Here is a 15,966-nt window from a genome sequence, read left to right as displayed (position 1 = left end):
GCCGCCGGCTTGGCGGCGGGCTTGGGCTCGGCGGGCCGGGCGGCGGGCTTGGCGCCGGCCTCGGCCTTGGGCCCGAAGTGCTCGCGCACGCGGCGCGCGACCGGGGGCTCGACGGCGGAGGAGGCCGCCTTGACGAACTCGCCCTGGTCCTTGAGCCAGGCCAGGATCACCTTCGAGGTGATCTTCTTGCCAGTGGGGTCGAGCTCCTTCGCGAGCTCGTGAACGCGTGGTTTAGCCACATTTCTCCTGTCAGGTTGCCTGCTCCTGACCAGGAGCAGGCGCTAGTAGAGGCAGCTCATCGCTGGGTACTCATCGGGTGCCCATCGGCTTCCTACCCGCCTTCTCAATCGGTGCTCCCGGTCCCGCGGGACCGGTGTCATGCGGTCAGGCGCTCCCCTTCCGGGAGAGCCAGTCGCGCACGGGGGCCGCATCCAACGGCCCACGAGTACGCAGCGCGCGCCCGAGGGCGCCCCTGCGCTCGGCGAGCTCCAGGCACGCGGGGTCCGGGTGGATCCACGCGCCCCGCCCGGGCGCCACGGCCCGGGGGTCGACGGCGAGCCCGCCGTCGTCGAGGACCAGGCGCAGCAGCTGCGCCCGGGGTCCCCTGCCACGGCAGCCGACGCAGGTGCGCACGGGCACGTGTGAGGTGCTGGTGACCGTCACGCGTGTCCTTCCGCTCGTCCGGCCCGGGTGCCTCGTGCGCGGCAGGCCGTGCACGAGGCTGGCAGGGTCCGCTTTGATTCTACCGGCGGCTCGCTCAGGCCTCGTCGCCGGGCTGTGAGGGACCGGTCACGTCGTCCGCGCGCGAGCCGGTGCCGGGCACGACCTGCCCGGACTCGGAGTCCGCGTGGATGTCGATCTTCCAGCCGGTCAGGCGCGCGGCGAGGCGGGCGTTCTGCCCCTCCTTGCCGATGGCGAGCGAGAGCTGGAAGTCCGGGACGGTCGCGCGGGCCGTCTTGTCCTCCATCGACAGGATGCGCACCTCGGACACGCGCGCCGGGGACAGGGCGTTGGCGACGAAGCGCGCCGGGTCCTCGGAGTAGTCGACGATGTCGATCTTCTCGCCGCCGAGCTCGGAGGTCACGGCGCGCACGCGCTGACCCATCGGGCCGATGCAGGCGCCCTTGGCGTTGACGCCCTTGACGCGCGAGCGCACCGCCATCTTGGTGCGGTGCCCGGCCTCGCGGGCGATGGCGACGATCTCGACGTCACCGGAGCCGATCTCGGGGACCTCGCGCTCGAAGAGCTTGCGCACCAGGCCCGGGTGGGAGCGCGAGAGGATGATCTGGGCGCCCTTGAGACCGCGCGAGACCTCGGTGACGTAGACGCGCACGCGGTCGCCGTGGCGGTGGCGCTCGCCGGGGACCTGCTCGTGCGGCGGCATGATCCCCTCGTGCTCCTCATCCAGGCGCACGTAGACGATGCGGGGGTCGCGCCCCTGCTCGACGGTGCCGGAGATGAGCTCGCCCGCCTTGTCCTTGAAGGCCCCCAGGACCTCGAAGTCGCGGCGGTCCTGGATGCGCTGGACGATGACCGAGCGGGCCGTGGCCTGGGCGATGCGCCCGAAGTCGTCCGGGGTGTCGTCGAAGAGCTCTCCAGTGGGCTGGTCCTCCTCGTCCAGCTCCGGGGCGAGGACCGTCATGTGCCCGCTGCGGCGGTCGATCTCGACGTGGGAGCCGCGGATCGCGCCGGGGACCTTGAGGTAGGCGGTGAGGATGGCGTCCTCGATGGCGGGCAGGAGGTCGTCCAGGTCGATGCCCAGCTCGTCGGCGGCGCCTCGCAGCTCCGGCATGTTGATGTCCATGGTGTCCTGGGTGTCCTCTCTCGTCGGGTGGGGCCGCTCGAGCCCGGTGCGCGGTCGTGGGGCCGCTGGTGTCTGGTGGTCGGGGGCGTCAGAGGACGACGAGGGTGCGCGCCTCGGTGACCTCGCCGAGGGCGAGCGTCGTGGCGGCGCCGTCGACGTCGATCGTGAGGCCGTCCTCGTCGGTGGCGACCAGGGTGCCGGTGAGCGTCCCGCCGGCCGTGGTGGCGGCGACGGTGCGGCCGACGGCACGGCGGAAGTGGCGTGGGGTGGTCAGTGGCCGCTCGGCGCCGGGGCTGAGGACCTCGAGGGTGTACTGGCCCTTGACCGGGTCGGCGGCGTCGAGGGCCTCGGAGACGGCCTGGGTGGCGGCGGCCACCGTGTCGAGGTCGATGTCCCCCTCGCCGTCGGGAAGGTCCACGACGACGCGGACGGTGGAGTAGCGGCCGGCCCTCGTGGTCTCGACGCCCTCGAGGAAGAGCCCCGCGCCCTCCACCACGGGGGCGAGCAGCTCGGTGAGCCGGGTGGCGAGCGCGTCGGCCATGGTTGTCCCTCCAGGGTCGGTGGCGCCCGCGGGGGCGGGGCGGGCGTGCCCGTCCGGCCCCCGCGGGCGTGGTCATACGAGACCATGCTACCCGCCCGTGGCAGGATCACCGCGTGACGCGTATCCCCGCCGGACCTGCCGGCCGCCCCACGACCCTGCGCCGCGCGGCGGCCCTCCTGACCGTCTGCGCCCTCGCCGCCGGCGCCACCGGCTGCGGGCTGAGGATCGGTGAGGCGGTCCCCCGGTCCCTGCCCTCGGCCTCCGAGCAGGAGTCCGTGCGCGACGCCCTCGCCCGCCGCACCGTGCTCGTGTCCTCCACGGCCTCCTCCCTCCTGGCCGCCTCCCCCGAGGACCCGGCCGCCGGCACCGCCTCCGCCCTCGTGGAGGACACGGCCGTCCAGCTCGAGGCCCTGGGCGGGGTGTGGCAGCCCTACGCGACACCGGTGCCCACGACCTACCCGACGGCCTCCCCCGTCGCCACGGCCGCCACCGGGGCCTCACGGGACGCGCTCGTCCAGGTCCTTCAGGAGGGCGCCGCCCAGGCCCGCCAGGCCGCGCTGGACGCGACCGGGGCCGAGGACGCCTCGCTCTACGGCGCCGTGGCCGTGTCCTGGTCGGTGGCGCTGGCGGCCCTCGAGCCCGGCTCCGTCAGCGCCGTCGGGCGCGACGTGCTCCTGACCGAGCCCCTGCCCGGGGACCTGCTCCAGGCCTACGACGCCGCCCGCTACGCCCTGGAGGAGGTCGCGGCGCGCAGCGACGAGGAGCCCCGCGCGCGCGCCCAGGACCAGGCGGCCGCCGCCGACGACCTCGTCAACGCCTCCCTCGCCCTGGGCGGTGAGGACACGCGGTTGCCCGCCTACGCCGCGCCGGCCGCCGAGGACGGCGCGAGCGCCGAGGTGACCTGGGCGCGCCAGGTGTGGCTGCGGCTGGCCGACGCGGAGGTGGTCGCCGTCGGCGCCACCACGGGCCAGGCGCGCGCCGAGGCCCTGGACGCGGCAGTGGACGCGGCCCTCACGGCCGTCGCCTGGGGCGCCGGGGTCAGCGCCCTGCCGGGGTACTGAGCCGGTCTTCCGGCTGCGGCTGCTCGATCCAGCAGCGCAGGCGGCAGACGCTGACGGCCGCGGCGCTGGCGCGCACCCCCAGGAACGCGGCGGCGTCGCCCTCGTCCCTCACCAGGCGCAGGCGGCAGGGCCCGACGTGGTGCTCCCAGCCCTCGACGAGCGCCACCGCCTGGGCGCGCGAGCGCACCAGCGACGGCGGCACGGCCAGCATGATGACGCTGCCCCGGCCGCGCCACCGGGCCGTCTGGAGGCGGGCCAGCAGGCGCCGCAACCGGCCGAGCCATCGGCCCGCCTGCCGGCTCCAGGACCCGGCGGCCGCCTCGAGGACAAAGCGGGGCGTGGTGGCGGGCACGCTGAGCAGAGCCGCCATCGCGTCGGCGAAGGCCTCGGCCTGCCGCTGACCCACCCCGGCCAGACCCACCATGACGGCGTCCGCCCGGGTGAGGGTCACCACCTCGCCGGCCTCCTGGGGCGCGCCCGTGCGCTGCGCCAGCGAGCGGGCCACGACGCGCGCGACGGCGGCCCACAGGTCCTGGGGCGTGCCGCGCCGCAGCAGGCACTGGCGCAGCCGGACCTCGACCACCGGCAGCGCCGTCCCGGCTCGGCGCCCGTCCACGGCACTGCCCGCGCCGCCGCCCGTCCCGGGGCCATGGGCCGCGCCCGCGAGCCAGGCGTCCCGCTCCCCGGCGCGGTCGGACAGGCCGGCGGCGGTACAGGCGTTGAGCCGGGCCGCGGTGGCGCTCACGTCCGGCGGCTGGGGCGACGGGGCGCCCGTGCTCGCGCCCGCCAGGGTCTCGAGGAGCGCGGTCTGCTCGGGCCCCAGCACCCCCGCCGGGCCGGTCGTGATGAGCGGCGTCCCGGGCCGTCCGGCCGTGTCCTGGCCGAGGAGGTCCACGCGCACCGACCACTGGTGGTCCATCTTGCGCCTCAGGCGGTCCAGGTCAGGCTGGTCCGCCAGGCCGGTCCCGGCGGGCAGCAGGCAGGTGACCGACCAGGTGTGGGCGACCTTGCCCGGCCACGCCGGGTCCAGGCGGACGGTGCGGCCCCGCAGCTGGGAGACCGCCGTCGCGGTGGTGACGGTAGTGAGGTCCACCAGGGTGTTGACCTCCGGGCAGTCCCACCCCTCTCCGAGCAGGCCCCGGGTCCCGATGACCAGGTGCACGCGCCCGGCGGCCACGAGACGGGAGACGGCCAGCACCAGGTCGGCGGCCCCCGCCGCAGGAGTGCTCACGCGCATGGTCCAGCCGTCGTCCGTGGCGCTCAGGGGCAGGCCGGTCTCGGCGCGCAGACGCTCCAGCAGGGCGTCCTCGCCACTGGCCAGGCGCAGGTGCGTGGAGGTCAGCGCCACGGGGTGCATCTCGCGCAGCCGCCGGTCGGTGAGCACGGTCTCCAGGCAGCGCAGCGCCCCGCCGGCGGGCCGGTCGCTGTGGGCGTCGGCGAGCACGTCGAGGGCCTTGTGGGTGGCGGAGCGCTCAGCGGCGTCGGTGACGACGAGGGCGCGCAGACGCTCCCCCAGGGCGTCGAGCTCGGCGCGTAGGACCTCGACGACGGCGGTGTCCTTGGCCCGGGTGCCGGCGGCGATCGCGTCCAGGGGCGAGCGCCCGGCGCGCAGGCCCGAGTCCGTCAGGCTCACCCCCAGGCTGCGCAGCAGGTCCCGCAGGCCCTCCCACTCGGCGCGCCGGGCGGGGTCCGGCAGGACCCGGTCCAGGGCGTAGCGGCCCACCAGCCGCAGCTCGTCCGCCAGGCCCAGGGAGCCGACCTCGGGCAGCTCGGGGACCACGAGGACGCTCAGGGCCGTGGGCGCATAGGTGCCGGTGCGGCGCAGGACGGCGGCCGCGGCGCTCGCCAGCACGGGGTCGGCGTCGAGCCCGGCGGCCAGGCGGGCCAGGACCTGCTCGCGGTCCACGGGCGCGGGTGGGGCCGACGGCGGCGCGGTGGCGGGCACCGGGTCCGGCGTCCCGCCCTGCGGTCCGGTCGGTGCGGTGGGCCCGGCGGGGGCCACCAGGTCGAGGAGGAAGTCGACGCCGTCCGGGGTGAGCAGGGTCTGGGCGACCCTCGTGCGCAGCTCGGCGCCGCGCGCGGCCAGGAAGTCCGTCTCCTGGCAGGTCGGGGTGGTGAACCAGACCAGGCTGCGGGCGGGGGCGAGGTGCCCGGCGCGGACCACGGCGGGCAGGGGGATCTCGGCGTCGACGTCACCGAGCAGACCGTGGTAGCGAGGCCAGGAGGGGTCCTCCGTGCTGGGCCCGGTGGCAGTCAGGCCGATGAGGGTCGGCGCGGCCCCGGCGGCGGCCAGGCGGCGCCGCAGGTACTGGACCACGACCGCCCAGTGGGCCTTGAGGTGGTGGCACTCGTCGAGGACGACGGTGGCGGTGCCGGAGCGGACCAGGGCGTCGAGGCGCTGGCGCGCCCCGGGGGCGAGCAGGCGCTCGACGGCGGCGTCGTCGAGCTCGTCGACGTGGGCGCGCAGGCGGGTGGCACGGGCGGACAGGCCGCGCCGGTAGGCCGTGGGGTGGTCCGTCTCCAGGCGGGCCAGCCAGGCCTCGGCGGCCGGGGCGCTCAGACCCTCCTCGACGCGCTCGGCCGCCCAGCGGCTGCGGGCGGCGTCCCGCCAGGGGCCGGAGCCGTCCACGGTGGCCAGCGACTGGTAGGTCAGGACCGTGAGGCCGGCGACTGGGCCGCCGTCGTCGGGCCGCAGGAGCCGGCGCGCCTGGGCCACCCACTGGTCGCGGATGACCGTTGTGGGTGCCAGGACCAGGGCGGCCCGGCCGTTGCGGCGCGCCAGCTCCAGGCCCAGGAGTGTCTTGCCCGCGCCCGGCGGCGCCACCAGGTGCAGGCGGGCGCCGTCCGCCGGGTCGACGGCGTCGAGCAGGTCCCGCTGGTAGGGGCGCAGGCGCGCGTCGAGCCGCAGCCGCCGCAGCGGCGGTCGGCGCCCGCAGGCGTGCCGTGCACGGCCCCAGCGGCTCAGAGGCCCTCGCCGGTGGGCACGGCCTCCAGGGCGGCGGCCACGGTGGAGCGGATCTCCGCCGCCGCGGTCTCGACGGGCACGGAGCGGCGCTCGCCGGAGCGGCGGTCGCGGATCTCGACCGTGCCGGCCTGGGCGAGGTCGCGGCCCACGACGACGGTGAAGGGCACGCCCAGGAGCTCGGAGTCGGCGAACTTCACGCCCGCGGACACCTTGCGGCGGTCGTCGTAGAGGACCTCGAGGCCGGCCAGGTCGAGGTCGGCAGCCAGGGAGGCGGCGGTGGAGAAGACCTCCTCGTCCTTGCCGGTGGCGAGCACCTGCACATGGTAGGGCGCGACCTGGATCGGCCAGGCCAGACCGTGCTCGTCGTAGCTGGCCTCGCCCAGGGCGGCCATGACGCGCGAGACGCCGATGCCGTAGGAGCCCATGGTGACGGTGCGGGCCTTGCCGTTCTCATCCAGGACGGTGAAGCCCAGGGCGTCGGCGTACTTGCGGCCCAGGGCGAAGATGTGGCCCAGCTCGATGCCGCGGGCGATCTCCAGGGGGCCGGAGCCGTCGGGGGCGGGGTCGCCCGCACGCACCTCGGCGGCCTCGATGGTGCCGTCGGCCTCGAAGTCCCGGCCCTTGACCAGGTGCAGGACGTGCTGCTTGTCCGCGTTGGCGCCGGTCACCCAGCTGGTGCCGTCGACGACGCGGGGGTCGAGCAGGTAGCGCACGGAGCCCGTCAGGACCTCGTTGCCGTCCTCGTCGGTCTCGACCCGGCGCGTGGGGGCGTTGGGGCCGATGGCGGTGGGGCCGATGTAGCCGCGCACGAGCTCGGGGTGGTCCTTGAAGTCCTCCTCCTCGGCCATGGCGACCTCGGCGGGGCTGACGGCGGCCTCCAGGCGCTTGAGGTCGACCTCGCGGTCGCCGGGCAGGCCGATGACGAGCAGCTCCTTGGAGCCGTCCGGCCAGGTGAGCGTGACGACGACGTTCTTCAGCGTGTCCGCGGCGGTCCAGGGGCGGTCGGGGCGCGGGTGCTCGGCGTTGAGCAGGGCCACCAGGGTCTCGATGGTCGGGCAGTCGGGAGTGTCGACGACGCGGGCGGGCGGCACCTCGGAGGCGTCGACCGGCTCGGGCACGGGGGTGAGGACCGCCTCGGCGTTGGCAGCGTAGCCGCCGGCGGAGCGCACGAAGGTGTCCTCCCCGACCGGGGAGGGGTGCAGGAACTCCTCCGAGCGTGAGCCCCCCATGGCGCCGGCCATGGCGTTGACGGGCACGTACTCCAGGCCCAGGCGGGTGAAGATGCGCTCGTAGGCGGCGCGGTGGCGCTGGTAGGAGTCCTCCAGGCCGTCGTCGTCGAGGTCGAAGGAGTAGGAGTCCTTCATGATGAACTGGCGGCCGCGGATGATGCCGGCGCGGGGGCGGGCCTCGTCGCGGTACTTCGTCTGGATCTGGTAAAGGGTCGTCGGCAGGTCCTTGTAGGAGCTGAGCAGGTCCTTGGCGAGGAGGGTGAACATCTCCTCGTGGGTGGGGGCGAGCAGGTAGTCGCCGTCCTTGCGGTCCTTGAGGCGGAAGAGGGTGGGACCGTACTCGTCCCAGCGGTGGGAGTCCTTGTAGGGCTCGGCCGGCTGCAGGGCCGAGAAGTGGACCTCCTGGGCGCCGATGCGGCTCATCTCCTCGCGGATGATGCCCTCGATCTTGCGCAGGACGGCCAGCCCCAGCGGCAGCCAGGTGTAGATGCCCGGTGCGGTGCGGCGGACGTAGGCGGCGCGCACGAGGAGCCGGTGGCTGGCGACCTCGGCGTCGGCCGGGTCCTCACGGAGGGTACGGATGAAGGCGGTGGACATCGTCTGAAGCACGGCACGATCCTACGTGCTCGCCGGGCGCCCGCCGTCCCGGCCCCGTGGGCGGCTCGCGCCGGGCACGTTCGGGCACGCACCGTCCCCTCATCTCGTATCCTTCGTCCGGGCCCGGCGACGGTCCCTCCTCCTCCCTGCCCCACCCGGGCGGCCCCTGGGCCGACGACGTGGCGCGCGGCCGCGGGCCGTGGCCACCAGGCGTCGGCTTGCGGGCCCTCCGAGCGGGTCACTAGCCTCGGCAGAGCCCCTCGTTGTGCCGCCCCGGCAGCAGGGCCGCAACCGGTGACCGACGACAAGGGAACGCTGAGCATGGATCGACAGCCCATCCGCGTGGGGCACGGGCGCACCTGGGCCAAGGCGATCCTCATCGGTGAGCACTCGGTGGTCTACGGCCACCCGGCGGTGGCCGTGCCGCTGCACGACCTGCGGATGCGGGCCACCGCGACCCCCACCGAGGGCCCCTCGTGGCTGCGCTCCCTGGACTACGACGGCCCGCTGCGCGAGGCCGGGCACCGCTTCGCCTGCGTGGCCCGCGCCTTCGAGGTGGCCCGCGAGCGCTCGGGCTGCCTCAACCAGTCCTTCGAGGTGGTGACCACCAGCGACTTCCCCCACGAGCGGGGCCTGGGCTCCTCGGCAGCCTCCGCGGGCGCCATCATCCTCGCGGTCCTGGACGCCTGCGGGCGCCGGGCCACCCGTGAGGAGCTGCTGCCGCTCATCCACCAGGCCGAGCAGATCGCCCACGACCGTCCCTCCGGGTTGGACGCGGCGGCGACGACGGCCCCCTCCCCCATCCGTTTCCAGTCCGGCGAGATGCGTCTGCTGAGCCAGCGCATCGAGGGCGTCCAGCTGGTCATCGCCGACTCCGGCGTCCACGGCTCGACCCGTGAGGCCGTGGGCGGGCTGCGCCGCCGCTACGAGGCGGACCCGGGCTTCTACGGCCCTCGCATCAACCGGCTGGGCGAGCTCACCCACCGCTCCGTGAGGGCGCTGGCCGGCGGCCAGGCGCAGGTCCTGGGCGAGACGATGAACGCGGCGCACGAGGTGCTGTCCGAGATCGGGGTGAGCCTGGACCTGCTGGACTCGCTGACCCGGGCGGCCCGCCGGGCGGGCGCGCTGGGCGCGAAGATGACCGGCGGGGGCCTGGGCGGCTGCCTCATCAGCCTCACGGACTCGCCCGGGACGGCGCAGGCCGTCAGCACCGTCCTGCTCGAGGCCGGTGCGGTGCGCACCTGGACCTACCAGCTGCGCGCGAGCGGGACGGCGCAGTGAGCGCGGGCACCTCCAGGGCCCGCACGGCCACGGCCAGCGCGAACTCCAACATCGCCCTCATCAAGTACTGGGGCAAGACGGACGCCCGCCTGCACCTGCCGACCACCTCGAGCCTGTCGCTCACCCTGGACGAGACGTGGACGACGACGACCGTCTCCTTCGACGGCGGTGACGGCGGTGAGGACTCGGTGACCATCAACGGCGTGCGCGCCCAGGGCACGGCCCGCGAGCGCGTGCACCGCTTCCTGTCCCTCGTGCGCGAGCGCGCGGGCCTGGACGAGGGCGCGGCCGCGAGCGTGACCTCGACCTCGACGGTGCCGTTGGCGGCGGGGCTGGCCTCCTCGGCCGCCGGCTTCGCGGCGCTGGCGGGGGCCGCCTCGCGCGCCGCGGGCCTGGACCTGGGCGCCCGCGATCTGTCGCGGCTGGCGCGCCGGGGCTCTGGCTCGGCCTCGCGCTCCGTCTTCGGGGGCCTGGTGCGCTGGAACCGGGGGACGGACGACGCGACCTCCTACGCCGAGCCGGTGCCCTGCGCCCTGGACCTGGCGATGGTCGTCGTCGCCCTGGAGACGGGGGCGAAGGCGGTGTCCTCGACGGTGGCGATGCGCCGCACGATGGAGACCTCCGCGCTGTACCCGGCGTGGGTCGAGGCCAGCGCCACGGACCTGGACGAGGTCCTGGCGGCGGCCGCGGCGGGCGACCTCGAGCGCCTGGGGACGGTGGCGGAGGCCAACGCCCTGGGGATGCACGCGACGATGGTGGCGGCGCGCCCGGCGGTCCTGTACTGGCGTCCGGGCACGGTGGCGGTCCTGCACGAGGTGGCGCGGCTGCGGGAGGCGGGCCTGCCGGTGTGGGCGACGATGGACGCGGGCCCCAACGTCAAGGTCCTGACCGACACTGCCCACGCCGGTGCCGCGGCCTCGGCCCTGGACGGTGTCCTCCCCGGGGCGTCGGTGACGGTGCGGCGCGGCGGCGAGGGCATCCGCTACGAGCAGCCGGGGTCCTGATTGACTGGGAGCATGAACCGGTCTGTCACGCGCCAGGCCCCCGGCAAGCTGTACGTCGCCGGTGAGTACGCGGTCGTCGAGAGCGGGCACTCGGCCCTGCTCGTGGCCGTGGACCGCTTCCTCACGGTCACGGCGGCCACGGCCGCGGGGCCTCGCGCCCGGGTGTCCTCGGCCTTGTACGACGGCGGTGAGCGCACCTGGGAGCGGGACGCGCGGGGCCTGGCCGTGCCGAGCACCGGTGAGGTCGACTACGTCATCTCCGCGCTGCGGGTGGTCGAGGAGCTGGTGCGTGAGCGCGGGCGCGAGCCGGACATGGTGCACCTGGACGTCATCAGCGAGCTCGACGACGCCTCCGGGCGCAAGCTGGGCCTGGGGTCCTCGGCGGCGGTGACGGTGGCGACCGTGCGGGCCGTGGCCGGCTTCCACGGCCTGGACCTGAGCGACCTGGACGTGCTCAAGATGGCGCTGCTGGCCTCCGACGCCGTCGAGCCCGTGGGCTCCGGGGGGGACCTGGCGGCGAGCGCCCTCACGGGCTGGGTGCTGTACTCCTCCCCGGACCGCCAGTGGCTGCGCGGGCAGCGGCGCGGGTGCGGCGTCGGCGCGCTGCTGGCGGCCCGATGGCCCGGGCTGGCGGTGCGCCGGATGCCGCAGGCGGACGGGATCGACCTGCTGGTCGGCTGGACCGGGGAGCCGGCCTCGACGGCCAGCCTCGTCTCCCACGTCAAGTCCCGCCTGCCGGCGGGCACGCCGCCCGCCGGCCCCTCCACGTGTGCCGCCACCGGTCCGGCGGACCCCGGTACGAGCGCCCCGGCCGTGCCCGCCGCGGGCAGCGGGCACGTGACGTCCTACGAGCAGTTCCTCGCCGCCTCCGAGGCCTGCCTGGCCGGGCTCGTCACGGCCCTGGAGGCCGGGGACCTGGCAGGGGTGCGCCGGCAGGTGGGTGGTCACCGCGCCCTCCTGGCGGAGCTGTCGCGGATGAGTGGCGTCGTCATCGAGACGCCCGGGCTCTCGCGCCTGGTCGAGATCGCCTGCGCCCACGGCGCGGCGGCTAAGAGCTCGGGGGCCGGCGGCGGGGACTGCGGCATCGCCCTGCACGGCCCCGCCACGAGCACGGCAGCCCTGCGCGCGGCCTGGGCCGAGGCCGGCATCGTCCCTCTCGACCTGGCTGTCTTCACCCGTAGCGAGGAGGCCTCATGAGCCCCGTCACCCAGCCCGGGGGCGCGCCGTCCGCCCGGCCCGGCGTCGCCGTGAGCGCGCACGCCGAGCGCAAGGACGAGCACGTGCGCCTGGCCATGAGCCTGCACGGGCCCGGCAAGGCGACCCCCTGGGCGGACATCGGCTTCCTCCACCACGCCCTGCCGGGCACCGACGTCGACGCCGTCGACCTGTCCACCTGGGTCCTGGGCGGCAGCTGGCAGGTGCCCTTCTACGTCAACGCGATGACGGGTGGGACCGAGTCCACGGGGCGGCTCAACGCGGGGCTGGCCGAGGCGGCGGCCGCCGCGGGCGTGGCCATCGCCTCGGGCTCGCAGCACGTGGCGCTGCGCGATCCCTCGCGCGAGGACACCTTCCGCGTCATCCGCCGCACGGCCCCCCGGGCCTTCGTGCTGGCCAACGTGGGGCCCACGGTCGCTCCCCGGGACGCCCTGCGGGCGGTCGAGATGCTGGAGGCCGACGCCCTGCAGGTGCACGTCAACGTCGCCCAGGAGGTGCCGATGCCGGAGGGTGACCGGGACTTCTCGGACTGGGCCGAGCGCATCGCGCGGATCACCGCCGCCGTGGGGGTGCCGGTCGTCGTCAAGGAGGTCGGCTTCGGCCTGTCGCGGCGCACCGTGGTCCAGCTCGCCCACCTCGGCGTGGCGGCGGCGGACGTGGCCGGCAACGGCGGCACGGACTTCGTGGCCATCGAGACCGCCCGGCGCGAGGACGGCGCCTACCGGGACCTCGTCGGCTGGGGGCAGAGCGCGGCTCTGTGCCTGCTCGAGTGCCTGCACTCCCCGGCGGGGGCCGTCCCGGTGGAGGTGCTGACCTCCGGCGCGGTGCGCACCCCCCTGGACGTCGTGCGGGGCCTGGCCCTGGGGGCGCGCGCGGTGGGGGCCTCGGGGCACTTCATGCGCACGCTCACCGAGTCCGGGCCGGAGGCCCTGTACCGCGAGCTCGTCTCCTGGAAGGAGCAGGTGCGCGGGACCATGGCACTGCTGGGGGCCTCTCGGGTGGCGGACCTGGCCCGCACGGACCTGCTGGTGACCGGGCCCACCGCGGAGCGCGCCCGGCTGCTGGGCATGGACCTCGCGGCCCTGGCCCGGCGCTCGGCCTAGGCCCCGGCCCCCCGGCACCGGACCCGGGAGGCTCAGAGGGAGGCGAGCCAGGACACGATGCCGGGCGCGGCGTACAGCGTCATGAACTGCACCCCGTAGGACACGCCCAGGCGGTTGAGGCAGCCGCAGACGACGCCCACGAGCAGCACGCCGAAGACGTTGGCCGCACCGGCGTCGATGTAGGCGAGCACGACGATGAGGGACACGAACAGGGACAGGACGGCCTCGTGGGGCACCCGCCTGATGACGAAGTGGGTGATCTGGCTGGACCAGCGCACCGCCACCACGTAGGTGACGACGACGGCGACGAGCGCCCCCAGGACGGTGGCGGTGACGAACTGGGGCAGGGTCAGCAGGTGGTGGATGTTGCGCTCGAGGCTGTAGACGCCGTCGGCCTCGAACAGGGGGCCGGCCGGGCCCGCGGACACGCCGGAGACCGGGATGCCCAGGGCCACGAGCGGGATGATGACTCCCGCCAGGTAGGTCGAGTGGGTGAGCGAGCTCATGACGGTCACGGCCCGCTTCGCCCGCTCCACCGGGTCCTTGACCCGGGCCGTGGAGGCCTCGCCGAGCAGGAAGGTCAGGCCCACTGGGGACAGGACGAACAGGGGGGTGGAGGCGGCGGCCATGGCGGCGCTCCAGCCGCCCTCGGGACCGGTGACGAGCCGGTGCGGGCGCAGCTCGCGCGAGCGGAAGCCGTCGGCGCTCAGGCGCGCCCGGGTCAGGGTGCCGTGCGGCAGGGCCTCGCGGCGCCGCTTGTTGAGCAGCTCGAGCAGGGTGACGAGCAGCGGACCGACGGTGATGCCGAGGAAGAAGGAGATGTTGACGCTGTCACCGGGCTCGATGATGCCGTTGGCCTCGTAGACGGCCGGCAGGCCCCTGAAGAGGAGGGCCAGGGGAACGATGGAGATGAGCGCCAGGAGCCGGTTCTGGCCCAGCACGGCGAGCAGGCAGGCGCCCAGGGCGAGGATGAGCGGGGCCCGGTCCTTGATGGGCTCGGCCAGCGGGGCGACGGCGGCGGCCAGGAGGAAGGCCAGCGGGATGGACACGACCGTGCCGATGGCGGAGCCGACGGCCATCTTGCGGATCGTCGTCGAGGCCATGCCCCGCGAGCGCAGCAGGACGGCGTGCTCCATGAGCGGGGCGCTCATGACGCCGCCGGGCAGGCCCACCAGGGCCGTCGGGATGGCGTTCATGAGGTTGAGGGTGACAATGGCGGAGATGAAGAAGGCGAGGACCACCTCAGGGCCGGCGCCGGAGAGCACGAGGGCGAGGGTGACGGGCGCCAGGACGCTCGTCTCGTCCGTGCCGGGGATGAAGCCGATGAAGGAGTACAGGACGACGGCGGCCAGGACGGCCACGAGCATGGGGGCGAGCATGGTGAGGGTCACGGCCGGGCCCCCGTGGGGCCGGGGAATCCCGAACCGGGAGACTCGTTGGGCTCGCCGGTCTCAGTGCTGACCTCAGTGCCGGTCTCGATGATGCTCACGTCGCGCTTGGGCCGCACGAGCAGGCAGCTGAGGGCGAAGCCGAGGACGGAGCCTCCCAGTCCCCAGAAGAGCAGCTGGCCGCCGGCGAGGGTGGCGACGGTGAGGGCGCCGCCGGCGCAGGCGGCGCAGACCGCCAGGGACAGGACGAGGTCGCGCGCGCTGACGAGGTCGTTCCAGACCTCGATGTGGGGCTCCTGGGGGGCGCCGGCGCGCGTGGAGGCGTTGTGGTGCACGCCCGGACTCTACGCACCCGGGCGGCGCTCAGTAGGTACGACGTCCTATGACGTAGCCCATGCCACGTCCCGCAGGCGTGCCCGGCGCGTGGGTGCGGAGCGCCCGCGCGCCGGCCCACGGCGGCGGGCTCAGGGGCGCCGGTAGCGGCGCACGCCGTCCACCACCCCGGTGAGGGCGTAGGGGCCGGCGTCCGGCAGACGCGTGCCGGAGGTGTCCTCCCCGACCGGCTCCAGGGACTCGGTGAGCACCGCCTCGTACTCCTCGACGCCCAGGCGCCTGCGCGCGTCGAGCGCCGCCACGCCCGCGTCGGGGTCGCGGCGTGAGCGGAAGCCCTCGACGACGGTGGCGGTGACGAGCTCGCCCACCGCGCCCGAGCCGTAGGAGAACAGGCCCAGGCGGTCCCCGGGGCGCAGGTCCGAGTGGTCGAGCAACGAGGCCAGGCCCAGGTAGAGGGAGGCCGTGTAGCAGTTGCCCACGCGCCGCGAGTAGGTCAGGGACTCCTCGTAGCGGCGGTAGAGGTGGCCCAGCCCGCGCGCCTCGGCCTCCTCGGGGGCCAGGACGCCGGCCAGCGCCTTGCGGCCCATCTTGGTGTAGGGCAGGTGGAAGCACAGCGCCGCGTAGTCCGCCACGTCCAGGCCGCTCGTGCGGCGGTGGGCGGCCAGGACCCGGGCGAACATGTCGGTGTAGCACCGGTTGGACAGGTGCCCGTCCACGCGCGGGACGCTCTCGCCCTCGGGGCGCCAGAAGTCGTAGACGTCCTCGGTGCGGGCGGTGGAGTCCGGGTCGATGACGAGCAGGCGCGGGTCCTGGCGCACGAGCATCGCGGCGGCGCCCGCCCCCTGGGTGGGCTCGCCGCCGGTGCCCAGGCCGTAGCGGGCCAGGTCCGAGGCGATGACGAGGGCGGTGCGCCCCGGGTGCGCGGCCACGTAGTCCACGGCGGTCATGAGCCCGGCGGTGCCCGCGTAGCAGGCCTCACGGATGTCGAAGGCGCGCACCGCCTCGGGCAGGCCGAGCAGCCCGTGGACCATGACGGCCATGGCCTTGGAGGCGTCGACGGCGGACTCGGTGCCCAGGACGACGAGCCCGAGGGAGGCGGTGTCGGCCTCATCCGCCCTGGCCAGGACGGCGGCGGCGGCGCGGGCGGCGAGGGTGACGGCGTCGGTGCTGGCGGGCGCGACGGCCATCTGGTCCTGCCCGAGCCCGATGTGGAACTTGGCGGGGTCCACACCGCGGGCCACCGCGAGGTCCGTCATGTCGAGGTACAGGTCCGGGGTGGCGATCTCGAGCGAGTCGATGCCGATGAGCACGCGGGCCTCCAGGAGTGGGTCGGTGGGCGGGGTGGGTCAGGCCGTCACGACGGCGCCGGCCGGGCGCTGACGCGGCCGAGCGGGCGACGCCCCGGGCACCGCAGGAGTCTAGACTACGCCCCACATACCACCTCA

14 protein-coding genes are annotated in these 15,966 nt (G+C 75.3%); 5 read left to right on the top strand and 9 right to left on the bottom strand.

Translation table 11 applies throughout. The features are described from left to right. The 4 genes from H6X67_RS10795 to rimP form a co-directional block, all read right to left on the bottom strand. Nucleotides 1-239, bottom strand: a 239-nt coding sequence (locus H6X67_RS10795) for a translation initiation factor IF-2 N-terminal domain-containing protein (RefSeq protein ID WP_249435533.1), incomplete at its 3' end; no start/stop codon positions are given. A gap of 145 nt (nucleotides 240-384) precedes the next feature. Then, a complete protein-coding gene (locus H6X67_RS10790; RefSeq protein ID WP_249368617.1) occupies nucleotides 385-663 on the bottom strand; it encodes a YlxR family protein in 279 nt (92 codons plus the stop codon). 94 nt (nucleotides 664-757) lie between these two features. Continuing rightward, the gene (gene nusA, locus H6X67_RS10785; RefSeq protein ID WP_249368618.1) at nucleotides 758-1,804 is read right to left on the bottom strand and encodes a transcription termination factor NusA; all 1,047 of its coding nucleotides are present in this window, start codon (nucleotides 1,802-1,804) and stop codon (nucleotides 758-760) included. An 88-nt stretch (nucleotides 1,805-1,892) separates the two neighbouring features. Beyond that, nucleotides 1,893-2,345 carry a ribosome maturation factor RimP gene (rimP, locus tag H6X67_RS10780; RefSeq protein ID WP_249368619.1) on the bottom strand — a complete coding sequence of 151 codons (453 nt, stop codon included), beginning with the start codon at nucleotides 2,343-2,345 and terminating at the stop codon, nucleotides 1,893-1,895. Nucleotides 2,346-2,458: 113 nt separating this feature from the next. On the opposite strand from rimP, the gene H6X67_RS10775 reads away from it, so the two are divergent. Continuing rightward, a complete protein-coding gene (locus H6X67_RS10775; protein WP_249368620.1) occupies nucleotides 2,459-3,406 on the top strand; it encodes a hypothetical protein in 948 nt (315 codons plus the stop codon). Here the strand turns inward: H6X67_RS10775 and H6X67_RS10770 are convergent. Both H6X67_RS10770 and H6X67_RS10765 read right to left on the bottom strand, forming a co-directional pair. Beyond that, nucleotides 3,384-6,230 (bottom strand): DEAD/DEAH box helicase, encoded by a 2,847-nt coding sequence (locus H6X67_RS10770; protein ID WP_249368621.1) that lies wholly within the window; start codon nucleotides 6,228-6,230, stop codon nucleotides 3,384-3,386. The two genes, H6X67_RS10775 and H6X67_RS10770, sit on opposite strands and share 23 nt — an antisense overlap. Nucleotides 6,231-6,367: 137 nt before the next feature. Beyond that, the gene (locus H6X67_RS10765; protein WP_249368622.1) at nucleotides 6,368-8,209 is read right to left on the bottom strand and encodes a proline--tRNA ligase; all 1,842 of its coding nucleotides are present in this window, start codon (nucleotides 8,207-8,209) and stop codon (nucleotides 6,368-6,370) included. Nucleotides 8,210-8,518: 309 nt separating this feature from the next. On the opposite strand from H6X67_RS10765, the gene mvk reads away from it, so the two are divergent. Genes mvk through fni form a run of 4 tightly spaced genes read left to right on the top strand, consistent with a single transcriptional unit; the run spans nucleotide 8,519 to nucleotide 12,800 of the window. After that, nucleotides 8,519-9,478: a mevalonate kinase gene (gene mvk, locus H6X67_RS10760; RefSeq protein WP_249368623.1), complete on the top strand. Its 960-nt coding sequence runs from the start codon at nucleotides 8,519-8,521 to the stop codon at nucleotides 9,476-9,478. Further along, nucleotides 9,475-10,482, top strand: a complete 1,008-nt coding sequence (gene mvaD, locus H6X67_RS10755; RefSeq protein WP_249368624.1) for a diphosphomevalonate decarboxylase — start codon at nucleotides 9,475-9,477, stop codon at nucleotides 10,480-10,482. The genes mvk and mvaD overlap by 4 nt, the downstream gene beginning before the upstream one ends. 12 nt (nucleotides 10,483-10,494) lie before the next feature. Continuing rightward, complete coding sequence (locus H6X67_RS10750; RefSeq protein WP_249368625.1) at nucleotides 10,495-11,679, top strand: phosphomevalonate kinase; 1,185 nt, start codon at nucleotides 10,495-10,497, stop codon at nucleotides 11,677-11,679. Next, a complete protein-coding gene (gene fni / locus H6X67_RS10745; protein ID WP_283251390.1) occupies nucleotides 11,676-12,800 on the top strand; it encodes a type 2 isopentenyl-diphosphate Delta-isomerase in 1,125 nt (374 codons plus the stop codon). The genes H6X67_RS10750 and fni overlap by 4 nt, the downstream gene beginning before the upstream one ends. Nucleotides 12,801-12,832: 32 nt before the next feature. On the opposite strand, the gene H6X67_RS10740 is transcribed toward fni, so the two are convergent. The 3 genes from H6X67_RS10740 to H6X67_RS10730 all read right to left on the bottom strand — a co-directional run bounded on the left by H6X67_RS10740 (nucleotide 12,833) and on the right by H6X67_RS10730 (nucleotide 15,831). Further along, nucleotides 12,833-14,191, bottom strand: coding sequence for a tripartite tricarboxylate transporter permease (locus tag H6X67_RS10740; RefSeq protein ID WP_249368626.1), 1,359 nt, complete (start codon nucleotides 14,189-14,191; stop codon nucleotides 12,833-12,835). After that, nucleotides 14,188-14,523, bottom strand: a complete 336-nt coding sequence (locus H6X67_RS10735; RefSeq protein ID WP_249368627.1) for a hypothetical protein — start codon at nucleotides 14,521-14,523, stop codon at nucleotides 14,188-14,190. The genes H6X67_RS10740 and H6X67_RS10735 overlap by 4 nt, the downstream gene beginning before the upstream one ends. Nucleotides 14,524-14,652: 129 nt before the next feature. Beyond that, nucleotides 14,653-15,831: a hydroxymethylglutaryl-CoA synthase gene (locus H6X67_RS10730; protein WP_249368628.1), complete on the bottom strand. Its 1,179-nt coding sequence runs from the start codon at nucleotides 15,829-15,831 to the stop codon at nucleotides 14,653-14,655. Nucleotides 15,832-15,966 lie beyond the last annotated feature (135 nt).

The organism is Actinomyces sp. AC-20-1, assembly GCF_023369555.1.
In the GTDB taxonomy this organism is placed as follows: domain Bacteria; phylum Actinomycetota; class Actinomycetes; order Actinomycetales; family Actinomycetaceae; genus Actinomyces.
The sequence above is the reverse complement of the archived record's forward strand: the minus strand, read 5'-3'. Positions and strand labels throughout refer to the sequence as shown.